The organism is Bacteroides togonis, from assembly GCF_900130135.1.
Classification (GTDB): domain Bacteria; phylum Bacteroidota; class Bacteroidia; order Bacteroidales; family Bacteroidaceae; genus Bacteroides; species Bacteroides pullorum.
The window spans coordinates 961,459-988,302 of record NZ_LT670820.1 but is presented as its reverse complement, the minus strand read 5'-3'; the positions used below and the strand labels follow the sequence as shown (position 1 = coordinate 988,302).

The following is a 26,844-nucleotide window of genomic DNA, read 5'->3' as shown; positions in this document are numbered from 1 at the left end:
TTGTTCTATAGATTAAAATATCATCATGATCATGAAGCGGATACCGTCTTTCTTCACGCCGGGAATGTCGGTGTAGGTGAGACGCCGCACGTATTCGATGTGCAGCAACTTGAAGATATTATAGATACCTACACTGGCCTCCACGTAGGGCGTCTTTCCCATGACGTAGCTGGTAGGCATACCGTTGCGGGTCGGGAAGAGGAAGAGGTCGGGATCGTTGCTTTTGTACGGATTGTTCTTATCGGTCAGTGTACCCCACAAGCCACGGATGCGGAACATCTCACGCCATTTCAGTTTCTTCAGCAAGGGGATGCGGTTGAAGAGCTTGCCGTTCATGTCGTAACTCAGGGCCAGCGAACCGTAACGGTCGTTCAGGAACTCCATATTGTTGATGAGCGAGAATGATTCGTTGTGCTGGGTGATGTATGACAGGTTGGCCATGGGCAGGTTCAGGAACGGAAATGGTACCTTGTTCCACTGGGCACCCGCACGGGCTGTGATATCTATCTTTCCCCAGGAACCGAACCAGAAACGCTTGCGCAGTCCTATCTCCGTGAGGTTGAAGTTGTATTCACCTCCCAATATGCCTTTGAAGCCGATTGTGTGCGAGAGGGTGAACTGAGGAGCATCCAGCGATACGGGTACACGACGCTGCTTGGTATTGACAAATGTTTCGCCCGGGGCATAACGCAGGGTTACACCCAGTTCGGTAGTGGTGATATCATGGACCAGCGTATTGTTTTCGCCCAATACACCGGGAGTTTCACCGTCGTTGCGCCAGTATTGCAGGATGCCGGCCGGCTGGTCGTTGCGGTGGCGCAGCATGGCTTTGACGGAAAAACCGGAATTTGTTTCCAATTCGTAGTTGAGGGTAGCGTCACGGATATAGGACATCTGGTCGACGGTTGTCCATTTCCAGCCTACGAACATGTTATCCTTGTCTGTCTCCAGGTATTTGTCCATAGGCGACATGACATCGTAGGTGTATTTGAAAGACAGATAGTGTTTAGGAAACTCCCACAACACATATTCGCGTTTGTTGAACGAATAAGCCACCTGGCCGGAGTAGAACCACTTCTTGTCACGTGTACCATACGCACCATATCCGCTGAAGTTCCAGTGGGGATGCAGATTACCGGTTGTCATACCACTGAGACGGAAACGGGCTCCGTTCACGTAGTTGCTGGTGATGATGGTGTTGATGGGGCCGAAGTCGAACTTACTGGGATGGTCTTTACTACCGGTTTCCACGAAGTTCTCGATCAGTGCCTTGGCGCCGAAGATGATGATTTTGAATCCCGGTATCTGTTCGATACGGTTCATGAAGAGGTCCATGGTACTCTCTTTCTTGGTGAGGGGGACCTGACGTACTTCAGCCCAATATTCGTCGCTCTTGGCCAGCATGTTGGCTTCCTTGATGACTTTTCCTTTCAGGCGGAAGAGGCGGGGTTCTATTTCGTCAAAGTTGTATTTCGAATATTTGGTCGTGCGTTGCACTTCCAGTCCCTGAACACCTTTCATCAAGGCCAGTTCTACGGTCATATCGTCGTCGGTCAGTACCCAGTTGCTGTCGGGCAGCTGTTCGAACTGTTGTACGATGTCCAGACTTTCAACGAAGTTTACACCTGTTTTTTTAGGCAGGTTCATGGTACATTTTTTTACGGCATAGGTCGAGTCTTTCACTACATACAAATGGCCTGTAAAGCCGAAGTCCTGCGAATTGTTGGGGACGAACGTCAAGTGTACACATTCATGCTGATCTACCATGAGTGTATCCATCAGGTAATATCTGTAGAACGAGATGGCTCCTCGCCCGATGGGGCTTACGAAGCGGCGTTGCAGCAGGCGGATGTCGTCGTCGTAGATGTTGACGTCCGAGAAAACATCGTTCAGGATCGTACCCAGCATGTCGCCCGTACTGAAGAATTCTTCAATACCCGTCGAGTTCATACCTTCGATGATGGTTTTCTCGCTGCGTGGATCCTTGCGGTAGATGGTTCGCGAAGCTGTCTCCTTGATGGAGATGGGCAATATCTGCTTGCCGGTTTTAGGCGATGTTTCTACCTGATCCTTGAAAAAGGAGAATTTCTTGTACAGTCCTTTTTCCATCTTTTCGGGGGTGACGTCGTTTAGCGACATCTTCATCTTTTCGTACTTCTGGTATTGGTAGAAGTCGTTTTCTTCCAGTTTCAGCTGTTTCTTGTGTTCGATGACTTTACGCATAAAGTCCACAGCCGGATTGTTCTTACGGGAGTATTTCTCTCTTTTGGGTTTGACTACTACTTCGGACAACATGATGTCGTCGGGCGACATTTTGACATTCAGTACTTTCTGTCCGGGTTTGATCTTGACTTTCTTGGTGACGTAACCGATTGTAGAGAAAGTCAGTTCGTCCCATCCCTTGCGGGTCTCTACCTTGTATTCTCCGTCTCCGTTGGTAATGGCTCCCACGCCTTTGCCTTCGTACTGGACAGTGACATACAACAAGGGTTCGTTGGTGATTGAGTCTGTAACGGTACCTCTGATTTGGGCGGATGCTCCGGCTGAATGAACGAAAAGGAGCACTGTCAGAAGAATGAGAGTTGTATATAATTGCTTCATATCTATCATAATCGAACTGCAAAGTTAGTAATTTGCAAGCAAATAAGAAGCAAATTTTGATTATTTGGGAATTGAGAACTAAAAATATGGAAAAATTGAAAACTATTATTTAGTTTTCATCCTCTTCTTAGTCCTCAATTCCGGACAGGTATAGTCTGTTATTTTGTAAGCAGGACTTGTACGATACGTTCTGCCGTACGGCCGTCCCAACGTTCGGGTAGGGTACTGTGCTTCCAGTCACCTTTTAGCATTTTTTCCAGTGAGGCCGAAAGGGCAAACGTGTTTTCACCTACCAGTTCGTTGGTTCCGATACGCCAAGTTTCAGGGTGTTCGGCATACGTATTCAGCGTGATGCAGGGTACGTCGAGGAAGGTGGCTTCTTCGGCGATGTTGCCCGAGTCGGTCACAATGCCCTGTGCCTGGTTGATGAGGAATCCGAAGTGCAGATAGCTTTGCGGCGGCAGGATGTGCAGGTTGGGGGCACTGATGCCAGTGGCTTGAATGGCTTGCTGTACGTATGGGTGCAGGGGGGCTACGACGGGAACCCCGCCGGCTCTGTCGAGAATTGTTTGTAGCAGGGACTGGAGGACCTGGCGCTGTTGCAGCAGCTCGTGTCGGTTCAGAGTGAGCAGCAGGTAGCAGCCTTTCTTCAGACCGAGCGTAGAGAACCACAAGGGCTGGAGCAGGCGGTGGCGGTTGTAGCGGATAGTGTCCATCAGGATATTGCCAACGTAGTGGATGTACTCCGGTATCATGCCTTCCTGGTTCAGGTTGCGGTTGGCGGCCATGCTGGCTGCAAACAGGTAGTCGGAGATGGCGTCGACGATGGTGCGGTTCACTTCACGCGGCATGTTCATGTCGAACGAACGGGTACCTGCAATGACATGTGCCACCTTCAGTCCGCGCTTCTTGGCTACAATGGCGCAGCTCATGGTGGCGGTCATATCGTCCACTACCAGCACTGTCTGTGCCGGGTGGGCGTTCAACTCTTTTTCAAAGGCCAGCATGATGTCGGCCGTCACTTGCGAATGGTCGTTGCCAGTGACACCCAGATAGGAGTCGGGCTTCTTCATGGCGAGGTCGGAGAAGAGGGAGGCTTCCAGTGCCGGATCGTTCTCCGGGCCGGTATATACTACGCGGTAACTGATGTCCTGACCGGCTTCGCGTGCGGCATCGATGGCACGGCACAGGGGGGCTATTTTCATAAAATTGGGGCGTGCGCCCGCTACAATCGTTATTTTCATGAGTCGAACCTTTTAAATCTTTCACAAAAGTACGTTTTCTAATGGAATTTTATTCGTTACTTTGCAGGAAATTTCATCTATATGCCTACATTTGTTCAGATACTCGATTTTGTGGGGACGTTTGCTTTTGCGATCAGTGGCATTCGTCTGGCATCGGCCAAACGGTTTGATTGGTTTGGCGCATACGTGGTTGGTTTTGCTACGGCCGTGGGTGGCGGTACGTTGCGCGATTTGTTGCTTGACGTGACTCCGGGCTGGATGACCGATCCTATTTATCTTATATGTACAGGACTTGCGTTGGTTTTTGTGACCATGTTTGGCAAGCATCTCATTCACCTGAACAATACGTTTTTCTTTTTCGATACCATCGGTCTGGCTCTGTTCACGGTCGTAGGTGTAGGGAAGAGTCTGTCCTTGGGCTATCCTTTTTGGGTGGCTATCATCATGGGTAGCATGACGGGTGCGGCCGGCGGTGTTATTCGCGATGTGTTTATTAATGAGATTCCGCTGATATTCCGTAAAGAAATCTATGCGATGGCTTGTGTGGTCGGCGGATTGGTCTACTGGGTGTGTGCGTTGGCACAGATGGACGACTACATCTGCCAGATAGCTTGTGGAGTGGTGGTCTTTCTGACACGTATTCTGGCAGTGAAGTATAAGATATGCCTGCCGACCTTGTCGGGACACGCTTAAAAGGCGGACTAGTTAGAAGGTTATAAGTAGAAAAAACAGATACGGACGATGTGATGCTCAGTTTTCACATCGTCCGTATCTGTTTTTCTTTCTGTTCTGATGAAGTGCTTTCTGAGGGTCTGACGAAGTGCTTCGTCACCCTCTCATGCAGTGCTTTGTTACCCCCTGAGGAAGCACTTCGTGACGGTGCCATGCAGTGCTTTCTCAGTGGGGCATAATACGGGTCGTTTTGGTTAGAACAGCGTATCTTTCGTGTTGAACAGTTTGTTGTCGTTCAGTTTGACTACTTTTCCGTATTTCTCTAGCTTCTTCAGGTCTATCATCTTGGGGTTACCCATGATGGCGATGGCGTAGGGTTTGCCTTTGATGTTCGTTTCGTAGAACTTCACGATGTCGTCGAAGGTCAGTGCATCGATTTGCGGCAACTGTTCTTTGGCAGGGTCTTCGGTATAGCCTTGGTAACCGAGGTTCACCAGATACATCGCCTTGCTGCGGAAGTCAGGATGGTTGGTCAGGGCCGACTGGCGCAGATAACTCTTGATGTTGTCGATGCGGTCGGCATTCTTCGGCATGTCGTTGATGAGGCCCATGAACACGTCGATGGCGTCGTTAGCCTTGTCGTTCTGCGTACCGATGCTGCCGTACAGGTAGCTGGCTTTGCCGGCAATGCCTTGTGTGGCTGCGTAGGCGTAAGCCGTATAGGCCATGGAACGCTTCTCGCGGATTTCGTTCAATACCAGTCCGGTGAAGTCCAGACCGAAGTATTGGTTGAAGGCATCGCGCAGCACGTCATCCTTCTTGTCGGCTGTTTGCATCGGCAGGTAGAAGTGGATCTGTGCCTGTTCTGCGTCATTGTTGGGCAGGAAGTAGATGGTATTTTCATTTACAGCCTGCATCGGTTTCACGCGCGGCGATTCAGACGGGCGCTCATTGGCTACGAGCGGGAGGTTCTGGCTCAGGATGCTGTAGACGTTGTCGAAGGGCAGGGTACCGGTATAGAAGATTTTCGATTCGAAATTGGATGCGCGGTTGATGTCACCCGTCAGTTCGGAGATCTGCAGTTCGAGCACTTCTTTGTCCGTCAGTTCGTCGATGTAGTCCGACTTGTCACCGTAGAGCAGATACTGGCGCAAAGCCTCGTTCAGCGTGCTGACGTTTTCCTTGCGTTGCTGACGTGTACTCAGGATGTTACCTTTCAGTTGTGCCAGCTGTTTGTCGTCCAGTTTGGGCATCAGAATCTGGCGGGAGAGGAGCTGGCAGGCCTGGGGCAAGGTTTCTTCAAATCCTTCCATGACGATGGTCAGGTAGTTGGAGCTGGCCGATACGTAGCAGGTAGCATTCAGTTTGCTGAGTTCCTCCTTCAGCTGCTGCGGTTCGTAGAGTCCCATCACGCCGGCGTTGTTCATCAGGCTGGCGGCTACGTCGAGTTTGGGGAATTCTTCGGTTCCGGCTCCGTACTGCAGGACGAGCTGGAAGATGTTGTTTTCCTTGTTTGGCGTGTAGTACATCTTGGAACGGTCGTTCAGTTGTTTCACCTGTACGTCGCTAAAGTCAATCAGGTTTTCAGCTACATGACCGATGGGCAGGCTCTTGAATTGCAGGGCGTAGAGCGACTGCTGGCCTACGGGCGGTTCCACGGGCTTGTAGTTGGGCTTGGCTATTTTCTCACCCTTCTTGGCCTTACCCTGTTCGATGTAGAGGGCCAGGTAGTTTTTGGACAGATATTGTTTGGCTACGCGCTTTACGTCGTCGTTTGTTACAGCCATGATCTTGTCCTTGTAGTTTAATATTTCGCCCAGATCCTGTTCATTATAGAAAGCATTCATCAGGATCATGGCTTTCTGTTCGTTCTTCTCCATGGCCAGGTCGAACTGGCGGCACATTTCCGCCTTGATGGCATTGATTTTCCAATCTTCGAACTCACCGTTGGCTATCTTCTCGATAGCTTCCAGAGCTTTTTTCTCGGCGCTTTTGTTCGATTCGAAGCGGCGTTGGTTTTCATCGTAAAGCGGTATGCTCACTACAACCGAGCGTCCTTGTTCACGGAAAGTCTGTGCGTAAGCTCCGGCACTGGTTAGTTCGCCGTCCAATACCAGTTTATCCAATGCGCCTGTTTGGCTGCCGTTGCTCAGCAGAGAGAGGGCGATGTCCAGTGCATCTTCGTCGGGATGTCCGGCCGGTACACCGTTGAACACCATGGCTACCTGCGGATAGTAGCCCACCTTTTCAGTGTATTGTTTGCGTCCCTGGATGTTCATGTCCGTGTAGGTTTTGCGTACGGGCATCGGCTTTTTGGCCAGACGGCCAAAGGTGCCGGCGATGCGGCCGGCTACCTGCTGGGCGTTAATGTTACCTACCAGCACGAGCACCATGTTTTCGGGTACGTACCAGGTGTCATAGAATTCGATAAGCTTGCTCAGCTGCGGGTTCTTCAGATGCTCGGGCAGGCCGATGATGTCGCGCGAATAAGGGTGTCCTTCGAATGCCTTTCTCATGAAAAAGCTGCTGACAGCCTGATTGGGATTGTCCTGTGCGCGGTTGTACTCTTCGTACACGTTCTCCAGTTCGGGTTGGAAAGAACGGAACACGGGATGGATGAAGCGTTGTGAAGAGATTTCGAGCCACTTGTTTATCTGATAGGCTGGGAAGGAGCTGTGGTAGAACGTATAGTCGTAGCTTGTTGCTGCATTCACGCCTTTGGCACCGATACTTTCCATCAGACTGGAATATTCGGTTGGCAGGCTGATCTTGCCAGCCTTCAGAGTGAGTTCGTTGATTTCCTGGTTCAGGGCATCTTTCTTTACCGGATCGGTCTCGGCAGCCCGCTGGTCATACTTGGCGATGATTTCCTTGTAGATAGGCTCTTCTTCCGTCCAGTTGAGGGCACCGATATTGTCTGTTCCCTTGAACATGACGTGCTCCAGGTAATGGGCAAGTCCGGTGTATTCTTCCGGCTCGTTGATGGAGCCGGCGCGTACACCAACCAGTCCGAACACGTCCGACTTGGATGCGTCTTCCCATATATATACGGAAAGACCATTTTTCAGTTTGAATGCTTTCAGCCCCTGACTAAAGGCTGGCATGGCTATGACGGCAATGGCCAGACATAGTAGCATTTTCAGTTTCATGACTCTCATAACTTTACATTTTTTCGATTGATGTGTTTTTGTTGGTTAATCAGTCTACAAAACTATAAAAAAATCACATTTATTTGTCTTTTTACTTCCGAAATTATCGTATTTCTAAAGAGGTTTGGAACCGGATAATTGGGGTAAATGTGACAATATGATATATAACATATCTTTTGATATGAATATTTTTAGTATTTATATGCCGATATGTCAATTAAAACTGCTATATTTGTATATGTTAAGTTAACCCAAAGAAAAAGAATCACTAATACCTGACTACAATGAAAAAAGAAATTAAGTTCAGTCTCGTCTACAGAGACATGTGGCAATCCTCCGGTAAGTATCAACCAAGAGTGGACCAACTGGTTCGCATTGCTCCATTGATTGTCGAGATGGGCTGTTTTGCAAGAGTGGAAACCAATGGCGGAGCTTTCGAGCAGGTGAATCTGCTTTATGGTGAAAATCCGAACAAAGCCGTGCGTGCTTTTACCAAGCCTTTCCATGAAGCTGGAATCCAAACCCACATGCTGGACCGTGGATTGAACGCTTTACGTATGTATCCTGTGCCAGCTGATGTGCGCCGCCTGATGTATAAAGTAAAGCACGCACAGGGTGTAGACATTACCCGTATCTTCTGCGGATTGAACGAAACTCGCAATATCATTCCTTCCATTCAATATGCTTTGGAGGCAGGCATGATACCACAGGCTACACTCTGTATCACCTATTCGCCGGTTCATACCGTAGAATATTATACCGAAATTGCCGATAAGCTGATTGAAGCGGGTGCGCCTGAAATCTGCTTGAAAGATATGGCCGGTATTGGCCGCCCGGGCATGTTGGGACGTCTGACCAAAGCTATCAAGGAGCGGCATCCCGAGGTTATCATTCAGTATCACGGTCATAGTGGTCCGGGCCTGTCGATGGCTTCTATCCTCGAAGTATGTGAAAACGGTGCTGATATTATCGACGTGGCTATGGAGCCGATGTCGTGGGGTAAGGTACATCCTGACGTGATTTCTGTGCAAGCCATGTTGAAGGATAAGGGTTTCCAGGTGCCCGAAATTAACATGAAAGCCTATATGAAGGCACGTGCCATGACGCAGGAATTTATCGATGACTTCCTGGGCTATTTTATGGATCCTACCAATAAACATATGTCTTCACTTTTGTTGAAGTGTGGATTGCCGGGTGGTATGATGGGTTCGATGATGGCCGACTTGAAGGGAGTGCATTCAGGTATCAACATGATTTTGAAGAGTAAGAATCAGTCGCCCATGAGCATTGACGATCTGTTGGTGATGCTGTTCGATGAAGTGGAATACGTATGGCCTAAATTGGGTTATCCTCCGTTGGTTACTCCGTTCAGCCAGTATGTCAAGAATGTGGCGCTGATGAACGTGATGCAGCTTGTTAAAGGTGAAGAGCGCTGGACGATGATTGACAACCACACTTGGGACATGATTCTTGGCAAGAGTGGACGTCTGCCAGGAGCACTGGCGCCTGAGATTGTGGAACTGGCTAAAGAGAAAGGTTATGAATTTGTGGATACCGATCCGCAGGCCAACTATCCTGATGCTTTGGATCAGTATCGCAAAGAAATGGATGAAAACGGTTGGGAATATGGCGAAGACGATGAAGAATTGTTTGAACTGGCTATGCATGACCGTCAGTACCGTGACTATAAATCGGGCGTTGCCAAGAAGCGTTTCGAAGAAGAGCTGATGCGTGCCAAAGACGCAGCTTTGTCTAAGGGAGCTGTATCGGAAGAGGAAGTGAAGAAACTGAAGCGCGCTAAAGCAGATCCGGTGGTTGCACCCTCTAAGGGACAGGTTCTTTGGGAAGTTTCCGTAGATGGTCCTTCGTTAGCACCGTTTGTCGGACGCAAGTACCAGCACGATGAGGTATTTTGTTACATTTCTACTCCATGGGGTGAATATGAGAAAATATATACCGGATTTACGGGACGTGTTGTAGAAGTTTGCGCTCAACAGGGAGCTGTGGTCAACAAGGGCGACGTGATAGCCTACGTTCAGCGCAGTGATATTTTTGCATAATCTGTTGTTTCATGGTCGGTTATCGATAGGTGTTGGCATGTATTAGTTGTGCATGTGGTAAAAAGCTTGTAGATAGCAACAGATTGGGAGAGTGCATCAATGGGATGCACTCTCTTTTTATGTTTTAGAACGCTTCTGTCATGTTGAAGTAGAACAGCGTCTGGTTGTTTACTGTATTCTTGCCCAAATCCAGGCGGACATTCATACGAGGTTGCACTTCGATGCGAAGGCCGACACCGTAGTTAGGTAGTACACCTTCTATTTTAGTGGGAGTGGGGCCCATGAATCCGCATCCACCCCATACTACGAAGCCCAGATGGTTGATTACGCGTTTCAACCAGGTCTCTTGATCGGTATTCAGCATCTGTCGGTATTCAGCCATCACGATGTGCGATGATTTGTCGCGATACTGTCCTTGATAATAGCCTCGGAGATCGAAAGGAGTACCTGTCAGGGAGTATTGTGTCAAGGGTATGTTGTCACCGAATACATTTTTTGTTTGAGCAGTCCAGGCGATAACCTTGCGTTTGCCTACCTCTTTGTATTGGCGATAGTCCAATTCGAGACGATAGAAGTTGTGTTCACTTCCGAATATTTTGTGATACATCATTCCACGGAAATCCAGATAGATACCTTTATAGGCATTGGCTGGAACGTCTCGGCTATCGTATGTCAACAGGAAACCCAGACCGGAATTAAAGTTCTTGTATCCGTGGGCGGTTCCGCCTGCTTCCTGATATGACTGGTTTTCTACCAAGCCTTTAGCAGGTTTGGTGAAATGATCGTAGTTGATGTCAATCTGTGGACCTGCGAAGAAATCGCTTTCACCCAGTCGGAACAGGAACCAGGGATTGATTTGTACGCCGCTGTATCGGTATTGGCTGGTTGAGTCGCTTCGAATGTAGTCTCTGTTGGTCGTATAGCCGATATCGTAATAATTTTCCACCGTGTTTTTGTAACTGAACTTACCAAAAAGGCGGAAGCGGTCGTGCTTAAAGAATAATTGTGGCTTGGAGAATATGTTGATTCCTCCATCGAACATGAAGGCCAGGGCTATTGGTACCACCGACCGTTTCAGGGTTGTGTCTTGAGGATTCAGGCTGAATGTCATCAAGGCACTTCCGCCTACCAGCAGGCCAAAGTCCGGTGAGTAGCTCGGGCCGCCGAGGATGTTATAGTGGAAATTACGGTTCGCTTTCTTGAGCTTTCGCAATTCTTTTTTGCTGAGAGTCGGGGTACTGTCGTTAACGGCTGCCGTATCGTTCTGTTGTTGTGCCTGTACGCCGGTCGCCACTAGCGTAAACAGAAGCAGAATGGTTATTAAATTCTTCATACTTGTTGGAAATGTGATGCAAAGGTACTAAAAATCTCAGAAATAGTTAATATCTCTGGAAAAATCTAATGAATGAGGAGAAATAATGATGGCAGCACTGGTGTTCAATGACTTATGAGGACTTTCGATGAAAGCCTCGCTGATGCAAAAGTGCAAGGAAATGAAAGGTAATGAAGGCAGACGGTTTTCAAATCATTACCCGATAATGAGGTAAGTTTATAGGTCGTTGGAGTTTATTTCTACTCTCTGCTACATTCTGCATAACAGTGTACAACTCGCTGATAACTAATTTTGTAACCAAAAGAATTGGATTATGCGAAGTACATTTAAGGTGCTGTTCTACGTGAACGGAAGCAAAGAGAAAAACGGTATTGTCCCCATTATGGGACGAGTTACAATCAATGGCTCGGTGGCTCAATTCAGCTGCAAACTGACCATTGTAAAAACAATGTGGGATGCCAAAGGCAATCGGGCAAAAGGTAAGAGCAAGGAGGCACGAGACATCAATTTGGCGTTGGATAACATAAAGGCTCAAATAATCAAGCATTATCAGCGCATTTCGGATAGAGAAGCCTATGTTACTGCCGAAATGGTACGCAATGCTTATCAGGGTATTGGAACGGAATATGAAACATTGCTCGGATCATTTGATAAGGACAACGAGAGTTTCAAGAAGCGTATCGGTATAGACCGTGCAGCAAGTTCCTACAAGGTGCGTGTAAGGTCACGAAATCATTTGGCTGCATTCATCAAGAAATGCTACAAGCGTAGTGATATTTCTATACTTGAACTTACTCCTGATTTTATCAAGGAGTATGAAATTTATCTCTCTACTGATGCAGGACTACATAATGGCAGTGTATGGTCACATTGTATGTGGTTGAAGACAATTGTTTCTAAGGCTCATTATAATGGACTGACACCACGAAATCCATTCGCTCAGTATCGAGTAAATCAGAATATCAAGGAGCGACAATATCTTACAGAAGATGAAATCAAGGCTGTAATGACTCACGAGTTTGCAGATAAGAAGTTGGCTTATATCCGAGACTTGTTCGTATTCGCAAGTTTCACAGCCTTGTCATTTGTGGATATTAAAGAACTGACTACCGATGATATTGTAGAGATTAACGGAGAGAAGTGGATTCTATCCAAGCGACACAAAACAAAGGTCAATTTCCAAGTGAAGCTATTGGATATTCCATTACAGATCATCAAGCGATATGAGAGATTTCAAGAGGACAAACTCGTATTCCCAAATCTCAACTATTGGAATATCTGTAAACCGCTGAAAAAGATGATAAAAGAGTGCGGAATTTCTAAGGATATTTCATTCCATTGCACACGCCATGGGTTCGCGACCTTGGCTCTGAGCAAGGGTGTTCCTATTGAAAGTGTAAGCCGAGTGTTGGGGCATACGAACATTACCACGACACAGCGATATGCGAAGATTACCACCGAAAAAATCGACAAGGATTTGACGATGTTCGGCAACAGACTTAATCAATCGTTTAGTGAAATCTCAATAGCAATGTAACTATGGAACGAGCAATTATAACAATCAGAGAAAGTGGCAGAGTGAATATCCCAAGCGGTAATGTTTGGATGTCCGAAATGGAATTGGTGGAGTTGTTCGGGGTGATAGCCCCAACACTCCGAGCCGCCATCAGAGCGATATATAAGAGTGAAACACTTTGCCCTGTGACCACTCAACGATGTGATTTGGTAACGCATAAAAGTTGGGTCACATACTACAATCTTGAAGTAGTCGTTGCACTTACATTTCGGTTGAACACCTATGAGGCAAGCAAGATAAGACAAAAGGTGTTGGAAAGTATTTGCCAGCGAAAAGAGAATGGAATCAACCTATTCATAACATATAGGTGTATGAGACAACAAATTTTATCCAAAGGGAATTGACAATAACGAAAAATGAGACCTGCTATTCTCACGAACGGCAGGTCTCAATCGTCTTATATGTAAATATCTATCAAAGGAATGATAGAATTTCTTTTATAGAACTGAATCCTCCAATATAAAGTGTTCAGTAATTACCGATTATGTTTTAATAAACTTTCGTACCGTCTATAGTGACTGAAAGTTTATCCTTAGTCATATAATTCTTATTGCCCCATACATTAGTACCAAGTTCAGCACCATCTACAGCTGGCGATTTAGCTTCAGTTGTACTAAATCCGTTTACTGTTGTATTATTGATAGTCAATGAATATCGTTTGCCATAAGTGTTACCTGTTTCAATTGCAGCCTTGTTCTCTACACCACCATTATCATTGAAAACACAAGTGTTAGTAGTAAGATCCGAACCTGTTTCTCCATTACCATCTACATAGATAGACTTACCAGAACAATTAAATTCGCATTTCTCATAAGTCGCTGACGACGTTCCATACAACCAACAATTATAAAAATCTCCTGTTACATTGAACTTACAATCAGTGAATTTAGCTGTAGTTTCATATACATAATAAGTACCAGTGATTATACAATTCTCATAAGAGGTACTTGCTGTGTGTGCCATACCTGCAAAAGTTGCTGTACTTCTTTGGATAGTCATATTTTTGAATACGAAAGTACCATTACCTCCGCTAACATATTTATTATATGTTTGAGAACTATAATCAAAAATAGTGTTTTCACCAGCTCCAACAAATGTAAGTGTTTTACCAGCTATGGCTGAGAGTTTAGTCATATCATAAGTACCATCAACCAAGTTAATGTTGGTATATCCTTTCGCAACAACTGTGGCCAAACCCGTAGTAGAGTTGACAGTAGGCACACCATCAATAATAACCGTTGCGTTAGTTGCAGTGTTCTCAATCTGCTTAGTACCCTCGATTGTTGTATTCTCAATAGTCAATGTAGAATTGTCGGCAGTACCACGGAGAACGATTACTGCATCGTCATCAACATTTACGGACTTCAATGAGCTATTCTTAATAGTATATACCTCAGTTTCTCCTGAGCCACCCGAACTTGCACCGAAACGAACGGCATATTTTTGTACATCAACTGAGCAATTATCAACCGTCACATTGGTACTACTATTAAAGTTCATACCTCTTACAGATTTAATTGTACTATTCTCAATGAGGATACCATCAATACCTGCAACCTGAACCAATGAGTGAGCATTTGCAGTAGCAGTACAACCTGTAATAGTCAAATTCTTATCACCACCTGTGTAAGACTTGATACCGACAGCATCAACAACATCAAAAGTACAGTTCTCAACGGTTACATTGCAAGTGTAACGAGTGTTATTATCACCGCTCTTGCCCAAATTAATACAAGCATCAGCAGAGATAGTTTGAGCATCGAAGACTACATCTTTAATAGTCAAACCTGCAGTTGTATAAGTTGCACTTTTACCATCTACGGTAATCACACCCTTAAAGCTATATCCTTGACCGAGAATAGAAACTTTTACATTTGGTTTCTGAGTTGCGGTAACATCACCTGTAATATCATTTGCAAAGTAGATAACAGCACCATCAGTCGCGTTATTCAAAGCAGTCTGCAATTCAGTTGCATTAGTAACATTAAATACAGCTGTGCTATTATCATCCTTGTCAGGATACATCAGGTTATAGTTGTCATCAAATCTCTGGTCGATTTCGATATTGAACTGAATATCACCTGTCAAGATTTTACCAAGAATATTAGTTCTCCAGTTACGCTGTACAGGAACTGCGTGCAAACCTTCATCGAAAACGATGTCTTCACCATTTTCAGGGCTGAAAGTAAACTGCAAACCGTCTGCCTCCAAAGTGGTTCTTTCTGCGTCATTATCAGTCAAGATATAGCTCATAGAAAGATATTTGTACTTTTCATCATCCTGAATAGTACCATCACGGTTAACATCAACTTCCAATGTTTCTGCAGTAGCAAACTTTGCAGGGATGGTCGCAAAATTATAAGTTACTTCTTCTTCTCCACTAACTGTACCATCAAGTAAGTTGATAGATGTTGCTGCATTCTTGATAACAACCTTTGACTCGGTAATTTCTATACCTGATTCTACTGCTGCTTTCCAATCAGCTTCTGTTACACCCACATTGATTTGAGCAAAAGGACGCTTCAATACAACATCAATTTCTGTATTGCCTGTTACCTTGAAAGTTTCAGCCTTAAAGAAGGCGTCACGAGTCTCATCGTTATTGTCGCCTTCATAATCTACGGCTACTTTCAGTCCATCGGTTTCAGCAGTTACTGTATAAGCCTGACAATCTTTATCCTGTGCCCAGAATACAGCTGTGTACTCCTGTCCCTTCGCCAATGTAACTTCCACATTATCTTCCTTGCTTCCACTAGGGAATGCATTTTCCTTTTTAAGCAGACCAGCAGTTGAACCATTGATAGTTGTAATCAATTTTCCTTGTGCATCAAAAATAGCATAATAAAGCAAATCTGCACCTGTACCATCACTGATAGCACGGGTAGCGATACCACCTTCGGCAGCAAGTGAGAACGTCACCTGAGCCTCATTTCCTGACTGAACTACATCCAGTTCGTCATTCGAACACGATGTTGCGAGCAACATACCTGCTGCTGCGAACATACCTAAGAATAATTTCTTGTTCATCTTTGAAAAATTTAATTGTTATACAAATAGTTATTTTGATTTTCTTGTTTCTTAATGTTTGCCACATCCCTTGTAAATGTCGCACCCATTGTCGAGGGCTGTTCTGTCTATGCAGAACCGAGTATTATCATCAATCTGTCGTTGCCTGCTGATGCAGGGTAAAGGTCTCGGAACTATTCCTCACCTTTGCGGTGTTAGTTTGTTTATTCTTTTTTGTTCGGCTTTTAACTCGTTATTAGGGTTATACTTATATTGAAAATCTCTTATTCTGTTGGTGTGAAATTTCCTGCGATGTTGCTTCTTTGGTTTGCCTCTATCTCCACCTGTGGAAATTCTACCATTTTGCTGTTATTGCCATCAGTCAAAGTCAATTTGGCAGAAATATTTGTGGCTGTGGTCGGAGCAAACACATATCCCATAGCGAGGTAGTTATATTCTGTGCCGTCAGCCGAGAATGTCTCGGTTGTGGTATCATTGAAATTCCAAGTAAATTCGGCATTTCCGCTTACTGTGTTCGTGAATGGATAGAATGTGTTTGGGACTGCCTTTGCAGTAAATGTAGCTTGCATCGGTGTTCCTGTAGTACCCACATTGATTTGAGCCAACGGGCGGACAAGTTCAACAGGGTAACTGCAATCTCCTGTAATGGTAATATCTTCCATCGTGGCAAAAAAAGCGTCTGCGGCTTCTGCCTCAGAGAATGTAATCGGATTGGGCAGAGTATTCATTTCAATGGCGGTCAGATCATCTATATTGTAGATGTTCTGATTGTTATCATACGCCCAAAAGACAAAACTATATGTCTGTTCCTGCGCCAATGTAAGCTGCACATCTACCGAAGTGCCATTTATCGGGAACGATTGGCGGTCTATTTCATAATAGTTCCAGCTGCCACCGCTGTTGGTATGCATATCGGCAACACCCTTTTTGAATATGCCCACCACAAGGGTATTCACTTGTTCAGCCTTGCCGAATGAACGGGTACGGGTGTCCGTTGGAAGCATAGCAGTGAAACTCACTTGAACATCGCCCACATCGTGCAATTCATCCGAACAGGATTGTATGCCTATCATAGTTAAGGCAAGCATCGCCAATATCTGTATGTTATGTAGTAGATTCTTCATTATGTCTATCTGTTATGGGAAAATAAGGTTATGGTCTCCGTCAAAGTCGGGATTGATGGTAACACCTCCCGAAGCCTCCGACATCAGGAACATACCTGTCATTATGGTATGATGGCTACGCTTCAACGGAACTTCTATCGGCTCGGTCAAGGAGAGTTGTGTACCCTCATTGTCATAGATACCTATCTGCACGGTTACAGCCGACTTCTTGCCGTTCACAAACACATAGTCAAATCCCATTGAGGCTTCCGAATCGGAGAGGCTCGACAAGGTGGACTCGAACATCACACCCGTAGAGGAATCTACAGGCTTGTCGGTATTCATACTGTAAGCGTCGGGCATAAATCCTACGTAGTAGAACACCACCTTGTAATCCTCGATGTTTACGGCTCTTGTCGGGGTATCATCTGTTGATGCAGCCTTGTTTCCGTTGGCTTTCGAAGCGACACGTACAGATTCCTTGTCTATAAACTCCACCACATCGTTTGTTACGAACTCAAATTTGGCAAGAGGACGCTGCATTGCAATATCCAATGTATCGGGCAAATGCTCCATAATATCCGCTACAAGGGAAATGTTGTTTGAGCCTCGGAAGGCATCCCGATAGTCATTATTACCCTTGTGGTCGCCTTGCAGTCTGATTTCCGCAAAGTTGTCGGCATTGTGGAAATGGCTGTCACCGCTTGTCTGCACCAAGTCCGACCATACCATCACATTGTAGTTGCCGGGCAAGAGGTCGAGCGTCACTTCGTGGTCATAACCCTCTGATATATCTTTCGTGAATACGAACTCCTGTGTGTAGTCCGATGTGGTACGCATTTTCTCCGATACGGGATAGGTACGGACAATGTAGCGTATCTTGCCATAATCACGATGATTGTCGTATGTCTCGCCATATCCCTGTTCAATGACCTCTGCACCATCGTACAGATGTTCCCATTCGGTCATATCTGTTTCATAATTGAGGCGAAGATGCATTTTTACAAACTCCGGCGTTTCAGGCCATTCGTGAACATCACAAGCCGAAAGAAACAATATCGGCAGGCACATAATAAGGTATAGAATCTTTCTCATCGCTTGCCTCCTTTCTTCTTTAAGTCAAACGAATAGGAGAACGATACCGCTGCTTGGTCGATACCCCAATAGGTCTTCTTGATGCTCTCTATCATCAGACCGTCTTTTGTGCGTGGAGTATTGTGGAACTTGTCGTAGTGATTTGAATATACTCCTGCTCCGAGTGAGAACTCCACCCTCCAACGGTTGTTCTTGCTGATGGGCAGACGATAACCGATGCTCACACCGCCACCGATGGCAGGTGTCTCACGGTTATGGTCTTGGTAGCGGTAATCTCCATCAAAAGCAAAATTGTAGTATGCCAAGCCGAAGTGTGCTCCTGCGAAGAATCCGTCATTCTCTTCCGACAGCCAATAGCGGAACTCAGGCTGTACGGCGAAGGTGCGGAACTTGATGGTTGATTTGAAGTAGTCCCAAGCAGAGTAATAGACAGGGAGCGTAAACGACCAATGCTTTGCCAAATCTACTTCTGCGGCAACATTGGCGATAGCCATCCCCAAGCCTATTGCATTGGTCTTCAAATGGAGTTTGCGGCTCCATCCCTCCACTTCGGGAATAACCGTTTCTACAATAGCCGTTGTGTCGGGTACAATTTCCACAACTTCAACTATTGGCTCTATCGTAATGGTATCAGGTACGATTATAGGCTCTTGTACGGGTGGCAACTCTTTCTTGTAGGTTACGAATACCGCACAGGCATTTCGCATCTGTTCGAAGAAAAGCTTGTTCATCTGCTGCCATACCTTGCCACCGTCCAATGCTCTCAATTTTACGACACGGTTATCGATATGCGTATTCGGGTGATGATAGTCCACCAATCGGGCTTCTTCCTCCAAGATGGCAATTACTTCATCCTTGCGGATAAGTCCCGAATCCTCAATCTGCGATTTGAGATAATCCCACGGGATATAGCTGTCATTATAGGTAATAAGGCTGTCGGGAATGTCCACCTCACTGCGAATGAACTTTTCAAGTGCCGATAGACGGCCTTGTGCCAACTTACGGTTGAGTTGATAACTGCCTTCGGGAGAAGCTGCTCCGCAGAAGGATACTTCAATGATATTGATTGTACTGTCTTGGCGTATAGTTCGTAGGAACTCCACCATCTCCTGCATACGGGCGGCATTGTCCGAATAGGCGGAGTCTATGACAGTACTGTTCACACGGAAGTCAATACAGATTTCCGTGTGTCTCTCTTGCGAATGCGCAGTACCTACACTAAACAGCAAGAGAATCAGTGTTATACAATATTTTTTAATGCGCATAAATCAGAATAATAGGTCACTTCTCTTTGGAAGAGTGATTTATGCGACATACTGCTATTGATTACGAGTAGGTTATTTGAACAGTCACGACATAATTTGCTCAACAATCCACATTGCCACTAAACAAAATCTGAATCGAGCATAACATTTTTTAGTGTAAATTGGTGCTATTTGCCGAAAAATGTGTAATTTTGTATCGGTAATCATTTCTCTTCCAAAGAGATAAGTTCTCTCTTCCAAAGAGACCTTTCATTCGCTCAACAATCTATTCTGCTCGCACCTTCAACATCAGCCCTATTCTTTTGGCTCTTATGGCTTATTGTGTCTTGACTTTATAATTTCAGGAGTATATTTATAGAGATATTTGCGGAAAGAATGGATGTTAAGTCCAAATCGTTCAGCAACATCCTTCATCGTATCTGTGTTGTTGTTCAGGCATTCGATAGCAGCCGCATATTTATCTGCCGTCTTTTGTTTCCTAAGTATCTGCTTGCGTTCCGTCTTACGATGAAGCAGTTCGGGATACTTGCTCTTTATGTAAGTTCTGAAATATTCATTGTAGCCACACTCGTCCATCACGGCATGGATAGTGGCGTTCCCTGATTTCAACATTTCTACCCCTTCAGCAAACATCTGTTCACTGGATACAAGCAACGAATTATGCTTTTCGATGGCTTCGGGATAGTTACGGCGTATAAAACCGCCTACACTATTATAGGTAAGTCCCAACCGTTTGGCAATGGATTTCAAGGACTCGGAAGTGGTTGCATAGATGCGTAGCGCCTCCGCATACTTTTCTGCACTACGATTGGAAACGACCTTACCGTCAGATGTCCTTATCATTCCACGGGCTGTAACCAATTCGGGATGATGCTCCCTGAGATACATCCTGAATGTTTCGGGATTCAGTCCAAATTCCGCTGCGACCTTTGCTGTTGGCAAATCGGTATTCTGTAATCTTTCGATTGCATTGGCATATTTCTCAGCAGAAGATTTTTTATAACGTTTGGTTTGCTCCAATGCCATACCTTCGTCAAAGCCACGTCTAAGAACCATCAGTTCGGGATGCCAAGTTCTCAAGTGGTAGCGGAAGCCACCGAGAGTTACCCCAACAATACGTACTATATCCTTTACATCCTTCGATGTTGTACGATGCAGGTCTATAGCTTTCTCATATTTTTCAAGAGTTTCACGGTCTGGCTCACAGACAGTCCAATTTCCGTTACGCAGACCTCTGACCTTTTGACCTGTTGCACGGATACGTTTCTCCTCCCTATAACGGGTAATTTGTGGGTAATAGGCTAAGATGTGTTCTCGCAAACCCGTGTAGGATACATTACAAGCCTCTGCAACCTCTTCAATGGTTTTATCGGATGATTGCAACATCTCAATGGCAGTAGCATACTCTTTCTTGCTCCACTTGCGTGCTCCATATTGCAGATTGACGGTTATTCCTATCCGTCTGCGTTCCTGTTCTCTGCGTGGTACGATATCGGGGTAATGTCTGCGAAGTTGGCTTGCCAAAGAGGAACAATCTACGTTGAAGATACGTGCTATCTGGGATATATTGTATTCAATATACTCCATACTGTCGCAAGCGGCAATGGCATCCTTATATTTGTAATGGGCGGCAGTAGTTTGACCTTTCTTTCCTCTAAGTTTGACATTCTTAAATTCTGTAAGATTATGTCGTTTGAGGATTAGGTCACGGTGATGAGTGGAGAGGTAAGAACTGAACGCGTAAAAGCCGACCCCAGTCTGCTCACATATTTGTTTTATGGAAAGACCGGTCTCTACATAGAGGGTAATTGCATCGCTATACTTTTCTCTGGTTTCGTTTCTAATTCCTCGTTGCTCTTTCAACTGTTGGTTGCCATTTTTTATGGATTACTTAATTGGGGTAGGCAATCGTCAGGTTTACAAGTTCTTAATTCTATATAAAGAAGCTAAAGAGTAAACCTCTCTTGATAAGAGCAATTCATATTGTAGGTCTATTCTATGAATGAGTCTATTAGCAGGTTGATACATTGGAATTTGCTCAACAATAGACCTGTGGAGCAAAACAAAATGAAAATCAACCTGCTTTTTTAATTCCTTTTTTTGGTTCCGATTATATTATTCTTCGTAAATTTGCAACGGTAATCATTTCTCTTATCAAGAGATTTTCTCATTCGCTCAACAATCCATTACTTATAGAGATTTCAATATCATACTGTTCGCCTTGTCGATGGCTACGGTATCTAACGATGCAAGGTATATGCGTGTGGTGGCTTCCGAGTCGTGTCCCATACCCTCACTGATTACCGAGAGTGGTACATTTTTGCTTTTGGCGATGCTCGCCCAAGCGTGACGAGCAACATACAAGGTTAGTGAAACGGATAATCCCAACTCTTTACCGATGATTTTCAGGCAACGGTTGATATTATGGGCTGCATAGATATATTGCTTGCGTTCATCTATATCACCGAAAGGTTTGATGATAGGCAACAGGTAATTGGATTGTGAAGTGTCGTACTTATTCACAATCTCTTGCATACATTTCTCCCACTTGATGAAGAGTTGTTGTCCCGTCTTGCGTCTGCGATAGGATAGTACCCCATTCTGCAAATCCTTTTTTCGCAGGTATGCCATATCCACGAATGACATACCTCGGGTATAGAAGCTCATAAGGAACATATCTCTGGCGAAGTCAAAGGACGGATTCATAGAGAAGTTCATCTCCTTAATTCGCTTGATGACTTTCAGAGGTACGGCTCGCTTGACGGTCTTATCCACTCCCGTATAAACGTGCTTGAATGGGAAGCGTTGTGGGGTAAGTCCCTTCTCTACGGCACGATTATATACTGCTCTGAGATTACGCATATAGAATGATGAAGAGTTGGGGCTCACTCCGTTATTCTTCAAATATGCTTCGTATGCCATCATCATATCTGAATCCATATCATCCAAGGGCACATCTTTGTCCTCTCGGAAGCGTCTGAAACTGCAAAGGGTCGCAGCATATGTTTCCGATGTGCGTATCTTACCCAATGTTTTCAGATTGGCAATAACGCCCTCCATAAATGGGAAGAGAAAATTGTCGGGGTTATCCGATGCAAATTCCGCTATCACATCATCTGCGGTATAATCACAACCGCTGTGCTCAAAATCAGCGATGACCTTCTGGAAATGCTTGACATCCATTCGGATTTTGTCACCAATCTCCGATAGATAGCGTTTTCTGCTCTCGTTGAACTTTGGTAACACCACCTCCGAAGAGTGGTTGTTCCACTCATAGCCGTAGAGACGGTAGCCCGTCTTTTGCTGACGGGCTACACGATTATGGATTACTTGATAGAAAATTGAGCCTTGTCCGCCATCAACCGTTGATGGTCGGAACTTAATCTTTACTGTTGCCATATTACAATCAGGGTTTTGATTTATTTTGTTTAACCTTACTATTATCCTGCTTGTTCTTAATGGATTTGGCTTTGCTCTCCTGTTCCCTTGCAGCCTGCTCCTTCAGGCGTGCTTGCTCAGCGAGAGCTGCTTGTTTGCGTACAGCCTCTTCGTAGGTCTCCACATCCTCGCGCATCTGCTCAATCTTTTGGTTATCTCGGTTGAGTTCAAAGATGTCCTCCAATGTGGCTATCTGCTCAGCCGAAGCATCGCCTTTCATCTTGATGTAGCGATATTTGAGTGCATCATCATCCCTTTGAACATTTGGTCTTGACAAGTGGTATATTGCTGATGCTCCTGATGCCAATAGCATGACAATCATTGACAAAAGAATCCAAGATTCCTTTGTGTAAAGAGCAAACGAGTGTCGTTTCTCGTCAATGTTGTGCTTTACCTTTATTTCATCCATCTTGTCGATAGCCTCTGCAAGCTGTTGTTTTACACCCTCAAAGTCGGGATGCTCCTGCTCACTGATGCCATCCATTCGCTTGTTTATCTTGCTAAATTCATTGACAACAAAACCTGCGAGTTTATTGGTTTTAGCATCATAATACTCCTTGTTTTCCCGATTGCCATTCTCGATTAACTCTTTAATGGGCGTCAAATCTACATTGGCATTTACTGTTTGTTCTGTTCGTTGGCTCTTGCTGATGGTCAGCAACTCTTCCAACATTGCGATAATGATTGAATTATTTTCCTGCATACTATTCTGTTTTTAAGTGGTTAATGATTAAAGTTTGAATCCTCTTGTTCTCTTTTTCTTAGACTTCTGCTGCATTAAGCGGCGGAAATCTGCCTCTTCCTGGCTATCCACATCGGGCGAAGAAGTGAAGTCCAACAAGCCTAATGAACCGCTGATAATCTCCGCTTCCTTGTTCTCGAAATGGCTTATCTGCATATGATGCGGTTCGTATTGTCGCTGATATTCCGCTTGATTGTTACCATTCAGAGCCTTATCAATCTTTGAATAGCTGAAACTTCGGTCTATCTTCGAGCCGTTGAAGTGGTAGCCATTCTTGGTAAAGATGATACCTTGCACCTCATTGGTGTTGCCCTTATACTTGAAGCGGACATCTATTCCTTCGGCTTTCAAGCGCTTCAGCAGTGTAGTCCAATCCGAGCATCGTGCAACATCTCGTTTGAGAACTTGGTATATCTCGTAACGGGTTTTGTCAGGCTCTTTCAATCGGTGCGTTTTTACCTGTTCTTTACCATTTGCGAAGTATAGTCCGTATTTGCGTGTCAGTTCCTTGCAGATGCGTTCACTGCGGTAACGATCGTTCCTATCGCTGATGGTTCTACCGTTATTATCCACACGATTAAAGGCAATATGTACGTGAGGATGCTCCTTGTCATTGTGTCGTCCGATGATATATTGCGTATCACGAATACCCATTTTCTCCATATATTCTCGGCTTATCTGTATCATAAGTTCATCCGTTAAGCGTGGTAAATCCTGCTTTGAGAAGCTGAGTGAGATATGCCCGATGAACTTATCCACTCGTGGATTAAGCCTTGATTGAGCAATAAAACTTTTGGCTATCGTGCTATTGTCATTGAACAGTACCCCTTGACAATCTATGAGCGTGGCTTGTTTCTTCTTGTCGAGGATATAATCAACAATTCCTCTGGCTCCAGCACCTTTTACAATCTTCGCCATCATAAACTGATATGGTCTATAATGTTTTCCAATGAGAGCAGAAGATGTTGGCATTGCCCATAGTGCAGCCTTACACCTTCACGATGTGCTTTTCTGGTAAGCTGATTGAGATTGTTTGCCATACCGCATAGTTTGCGGATATAGTCCGCTTGTTCGGTGGTAAGTCGTGCCCTGATATGAGAATCACGGATAGCCATTCGCACAATCTCACTTGCCGAGACTCCTGCATTCTTGGCTTTGAGTTTCATCGCGTAGTACTCCTCGGTTGCCATCTTTACCGTTATGCGGTACTTGCGTTTCTCGGATAACTTTTTAGTGGGTCGTCCTCCCTTGTTGGGTGTTTTGTTATTAATACTTCGTTTCATACAATTACTCTTTTTTGAAATGATACATACATTGTTTACTTGATAGACCAACGGGATGCGCTCTTCTGCGACCTTCGGGAGTGGAAACAAGTGGTTTTGGTCTGCCCAAAACATAAACTTGCTTCCCCACTAACCGAAGGTCAATCAGTTTTGAGTGCCTCAAAATGAAATACCGTTGGAATAGTTCTTAAATAGAATGGATTAAGAGGTTACATTCCTTTCCAATGCTCGAAATCTTCTGAATAGAGTTCAATGTGATGGCGAACGATGTTCTCCAATAGTCCCGACATGCTCATTCTATCCTCACCGATTTTGCAGGCGAACTTATCGAGCATTTTTCGCAACTTACCGCTGATGAATACCGGCTTACGGTCTTCAATCTTGTAAGGACGCATAAAGGTGTTACGATACTCCTCCAACGAGAGTTTGCGTTGCTTACTGCTCACTCTGCGTTGGATGGGTGATGTCGGTGGCTGTTCCTCGGCATTAACAATAGGTGAAATCTCTGTAGCCACCTCTGCAACGGAAGACGCTGCTTCCGTTTGGGCTTGTTTTGCTACTGACGGTAGAGGCTCTGGCAGAATGTCGTCAATGGATGATCCTACGGATTCCATTGTTTGCAAATTCTCCATATCTGAGCTATTACCCTTATCACTCCTGTAAAAAGACCTTGTAGTCATTTGGTCGATAATTTCTTGACACTGTTCTTGTGTCAACTCAACTTGTTTTTTCTTCATACTTATCACTTTTTGAATGTTCAACAATATGGTCTTTGTGCACAATCTTGACCGATTATCTGCTGCAAAGAAAATATGTATACAATTCTACCACAACTAATTAGGTCTATGTAGGCAATTATGAATTGCATTGCATTTCGGGGTGATTCGTAGGCAGTGCAGACTGCATAATTCTTCCCAAGTTGAACGGGTTATGATGGATTGGGGTAAAATGCTTAATTGAGGAAATTAAGGACTTAAATATGATAGCGGATAGACGGACTACAGAAACATCGGAAGTTGGTCTATCCGCTATACTGCAATTATAGAATCAGTGACTATCTGTTTCGGCTGTTCGGGGCAAAAGTTTTACAGACGGATAAGCATCGGTCTGCCAAACGACAATGCTACGGACAAGATTCGAGACATGGAGCCGCTTGAGGATATTCTTATACAATATTGGTTACAATGTGATGTGTGCTTAAAAATGTATCATCATATACATCTAAAAGTGCCACGAACTGTGCCACATACTGCAACAGCCTCACCATATGATTGAGGTGTGATTACTTATCTCTTTCTTTGCCCTCAGAAAACGAAACTGCGTATGAGAACAGAGGCTATCTCAATGGCTGATTATCGTATCAATGATGAAACGATATGACAAGGAATGACACCTATTGTTAGTGCCATTGAAGTATAAAAATCTCTTCCTTATTTAGCAGTGCGAAACAAGAAAACAAGTGTAATAAATTAAAATAAAGCGTATGGAATTAATCATTTTTGAGCGAAAGGCATTCGAGGAATTTGCCACGAAGATTGAGCAGTTCATTCTGCGAGTATCAAACTCACCCGTTGTCAAGAACGGAAAGAAAAAGACAAACAATTGGCTTGACCATCAGGATGTTTGTCAGCGATTGAAGATAAGCAAGCGTACATTGCAGACCTTGCGTGATAATGGTACACTTGCCTATACCAAAATCGGCAACCGGACTTACTATCTGCCCGAAGATGTGGATAGCATTATTACGAAGGTAGAGGACAGGCGAAAAGAAGCCAAATGGAAAGGGCGAGAAATCTAATCAATGTATAACAATAAAATCATTTGAACTATGTATCAGGAGATGCGAACTAAAGACGATGCGTGGATGCAGTCCATTCACGAGAGTATCGACCAACTATCGGAGATTCTCGATAGTATGCCCAAAGATGGGACAACCTTACAAAACGATGATGAGTATCTATGCGACAAGGAGGTAGCGTATATGCTTAAAGTGAGCCGAAGGACATTGAGCGAATACCGAAGCAATGGCACATTGCCTTACTATGTACTTGGTGGTAAAGTTCTGTATAAGCGAAGTGAGATTGAGCAAGCATTGAAACGGGAGTACAACGGCAAGCACTTGATGAATGGTAGCGGATAACACATCTATATTTTTGGAGGGAGTGAAATTTACCGCTTGCCATATATTCATCTGTTGCAAAATAATAGTGCCCTTATGGATAGAGACAAGAACAGCATACAAATGGGTTATCAATG

Annotated in this window: 19 protein-coding genes; 5 read left to right on the top strand and 14 right to left on the bottom strand. The window is 44.8% G+C overall.

Features of this window, described 5'->3' with window-relative positions:
- Positions 1–12 precede the first annotated feature (12 nt).
- Positions 13–2,601: a DUF5686 and carboxypeptidase-like regulatory domain-containing protein gene (locus BQ8005_RS04310; protein ID WP_075318930.1), complete on the bottom strand. Its 2,589-nt coding sequence runs from the start codon at positions 2,599–2,601 to the stop codon at positions 13–15.
- Between the two features lie 158 nt (positions 2,602–2,759).
- Entirely contained in the window at positions 2,760–3,845 is a 1,086-nt protein-coding gene (locus tag BQ8005_RS04305) for a UDP-N-acetyl glucosamine 2-epimerase (protein WP_021847733.1), read from the bottom strand.
- Between the two features lie 81 nt (positions 3,846–3,926).
- On the opposite strand from BQ8005_RS04305, the gene BQ8005_RS04300 reads away from it, so the two are divergent.
- Positions 3,927–4,538, top strand: a complete 612-nt coding sequence (locus tag BQ8005_RS04300; RefSeq protein WP_021847732.1) for a trimeric intracellular cation channel family protein — start codon at positions 3,927–3,929, stop codon at positions 4,536–4,538.
- Positions 4,539–4,771: 233 nt separating this feature from the next.
- Here BQ8005_RS04300 and BQ8005_RS04295 read toward each other — a convergent pair whose 3' ends face one another.
- Positions 4,772–7,666 carry a M16 family metallopeptidase gene (locus BQ8005_RS04295; protein WP_394334113.1) on the bottom strand — a complete coding sequence of 965 codons (2,895 nt, stop codon included), beginning with the start codon at positions 7,664–7,666 and terminating at the stop codon, positions 4,772–4,774.
- A gap of 284 nt (positions 7,667–7,950) precedes the next feature.
- Between BQ8005_RS04295 and BQ8005_RS04290 the strand changes: the two genes are divergently transcribed.
- The gene (locus BQ8005_RS04290) at positions 7,951–9,726 is read left to right on the top strand and encodes an hMGL-like protein (protein ID WP_021847730.1); all 1,776 of its coding nucleotides are present in this window, start codon (positions 7,951–7,953) and stop codon (positions 9,724–9,726) included.
- A gap of 124 nt (positions 9,727–9,850) precedes the next feature.
- Here the strand turns inward: BQ8005_RS04290 and BQ8005_RS04285 are convergent, their stop codons facing one another.
- Complete coding sequence (locus BQ8005_RS04285) at positions 9,851–11,059, bottom strand: BamA/TamA family outer membrane protein (RefSeq protein ID WP_075317178.1); 1,209 nt, start codon at positions 11,057–11,059, stop codon at positions 9,851–9,853.
- 310 nt (positions 11,060–11,369) lie between these two features.
- On the opposite strand from BQ8005_RS04285, the gene BQ8005_RS04280 reads away from it, so the two are divergent.
- Positions 11,370–12,596 carry a site-specific integrase gene (locus BQ8005_RS04280; RefSeq protein ID WP_075317177.1) on the top strand — a complete coding sequence of 409 codons (1,227 nt, stop codon included), beginning with the start codon at positions 11,370–11,372 and terminating at the stop codon, positions 12,594–12,596.
- Positions 12,597–13,124: 528 nt separating this feature from the next.
- On the opposite strand, the gene BQ8005_RS04270 is transcribed toward BQ8005_RS04280, so the two are convergent.
- The 10 genes from BQ8005_RS04270 to BQ8005_RS04225 all read right to left on the bottom strand — a co-directional run bounded on the left by BQ8005_RS04270 (position 13,125) and on the right by BQ8005_RS04225 (position 25,325).
- Entirely contained in the window at positions 13,125–15,662 is a 2,538-nt protein-coding gene (locus BQ8005_RS04270; RefSeq protein WP_075317175.1) for a DUF6562 domain-containing protein, read from the bottom strand.
- 263 nt (positions 15,663–15,925) lie between these two features.
- The gene (locus BQ8005_RS04265; RefSeq protein WP_159436208.1) at positions 15,926–16,786 is read right to left on the bottom strand and encodes a DUF6562 domain-containing protein; all 861 of its coding nucleotides are present in this window, start codon (positions 16,784–16,786) and stop codon (positions 15,926–15,928) included.
- A gap of 12 nt (positions 16,787–16,798) precedes the next feature.
- Positions 16,799–17,860, bottom strand: a complete 1,062-nt coding sequence (locus BQ8005_RS04260) for a DUF6562 domain-containing protein (protein ID WP_075317173.1) — start codon at positions 17,858–17,860, stop codon at positions 16,799–16,801.
- On the bottom strand, positions 17,857–19,023 hold the full coding sequence (locus BQ8005_RS04255; protein WP_234983994.1) for a DUF3575 domain-containing protein: 1,167 nt from the start codon (positions 19,021–19,023) through the stop codon (positions 17,857–17,859). The genes BQ8005_RS04260 and BQ8005_RS04255 overlap by 4 nt, the downstream gene beginning before the upstream one ends.
- Before the next feature lie 411 nt (positions 19,024–19,434).
- Complete coding sequence (locus BQ8005_RS04250; RefSeq protein ID WP_075317171.1) at positions 19,435–20,988, bottom strand: hypothetical protein; 1,554 nt, start codon at positions 20,986–20,988, stop codon at positions 19,435–19,437.
- A 327-nt stretch (positions 20,989–21,315) separates the two neighbouring features.
- A complete protein-coding gene (locus BQ8005_RS04245; RefSeq protein WP_075317170.1) occupies positions 21,316–22,524 on the bottom strand; it encodes a site-specific integrase in 1,209 nt (402 codons plus the stop codon).
- A 7-nt stretch (positions 22,525–22,531) separates the two neighbouring features.
- Positions 22,532–23,266, bottom strand: coding sequence for a hypothetical protein (locus BQ8005_RS17615; RefSeq protein ID WP_075317169.1), 735 nt, complete (start codon positions 23,264–23,266; stop codon positions 22,532–22,534).
- A 27-nt stretch (positions 23,267–23,293) separates the two neighbouring features.
- Positions 23,294–24,226 carry a relaxase/mobilization nuclease domain-containing protein gene (locus BQ8005_RS04235; protein ID WP_075317168.1) on the bottom strand — a complete coding sequence of 311 codons (933 nt, stop codon included), beginning with the start codon at positions 24,224–24,226 and terminating at the stop codon, positions 23,294–23,296.
- On the bottom strand, positions 24,223–24,588 hold the full coding sequence (locus BQ8005_RS04230; RefSeq protein WP_075318928.1) for a plasmid mobilization protein: 366 nt from the start codon (positions 24,586–24,588) through the stop codon (positions 24,223–24,225). Before BQ8005_RS04230 ends, BQ8005_RS04235 begins: the two co-directional genes overlap by 4 nt.
- Positions 24,589–24,797: 209 nt before the next feature.
- Positions 24,798–25,325, bottom strand: coding sequence for a DUF3408 domain-containing protein (locus BQ8005_RS04225; protein ID WP_075318926.1), 528 nt, complete (start codon positions 25,323–25,325; stop codon positions 24,798–24,800).
- Positions 25,326–26,071: 746 nt separating this feature from the next.
- On the opposite strand from BQ8005_RS04225, the gene BQ8005_RS04220 reads away from it, so the two are divergent.
- The gene (locus BQ8005_RS04220) at positions 26,072–26,386 is read left to right on the top strand and encodes a helix-turn-helix domain-containing protein (RefSeq protein WP_075317167.1); all 315 of its coding nucleotides are present in this window, start codon (positions 26,072–26,074) and stop codon (positions 26,384–26,386) included.
- 30 nt (positions 26,387–26,416) lie between these two features.
- On the top strand, positions 26,417–26,728 hold the full coding sequence (locus BQ8005_RS04215; protein WP_075317166.1) for a helix-turn-helix domain-containing protein: 312 nt from the start codon (positions 26,417–26,419) through the stop codon (positions 26,726–26,728).
- Positions 26,729–26,844 lie beyond the last annotated feature (116 nt).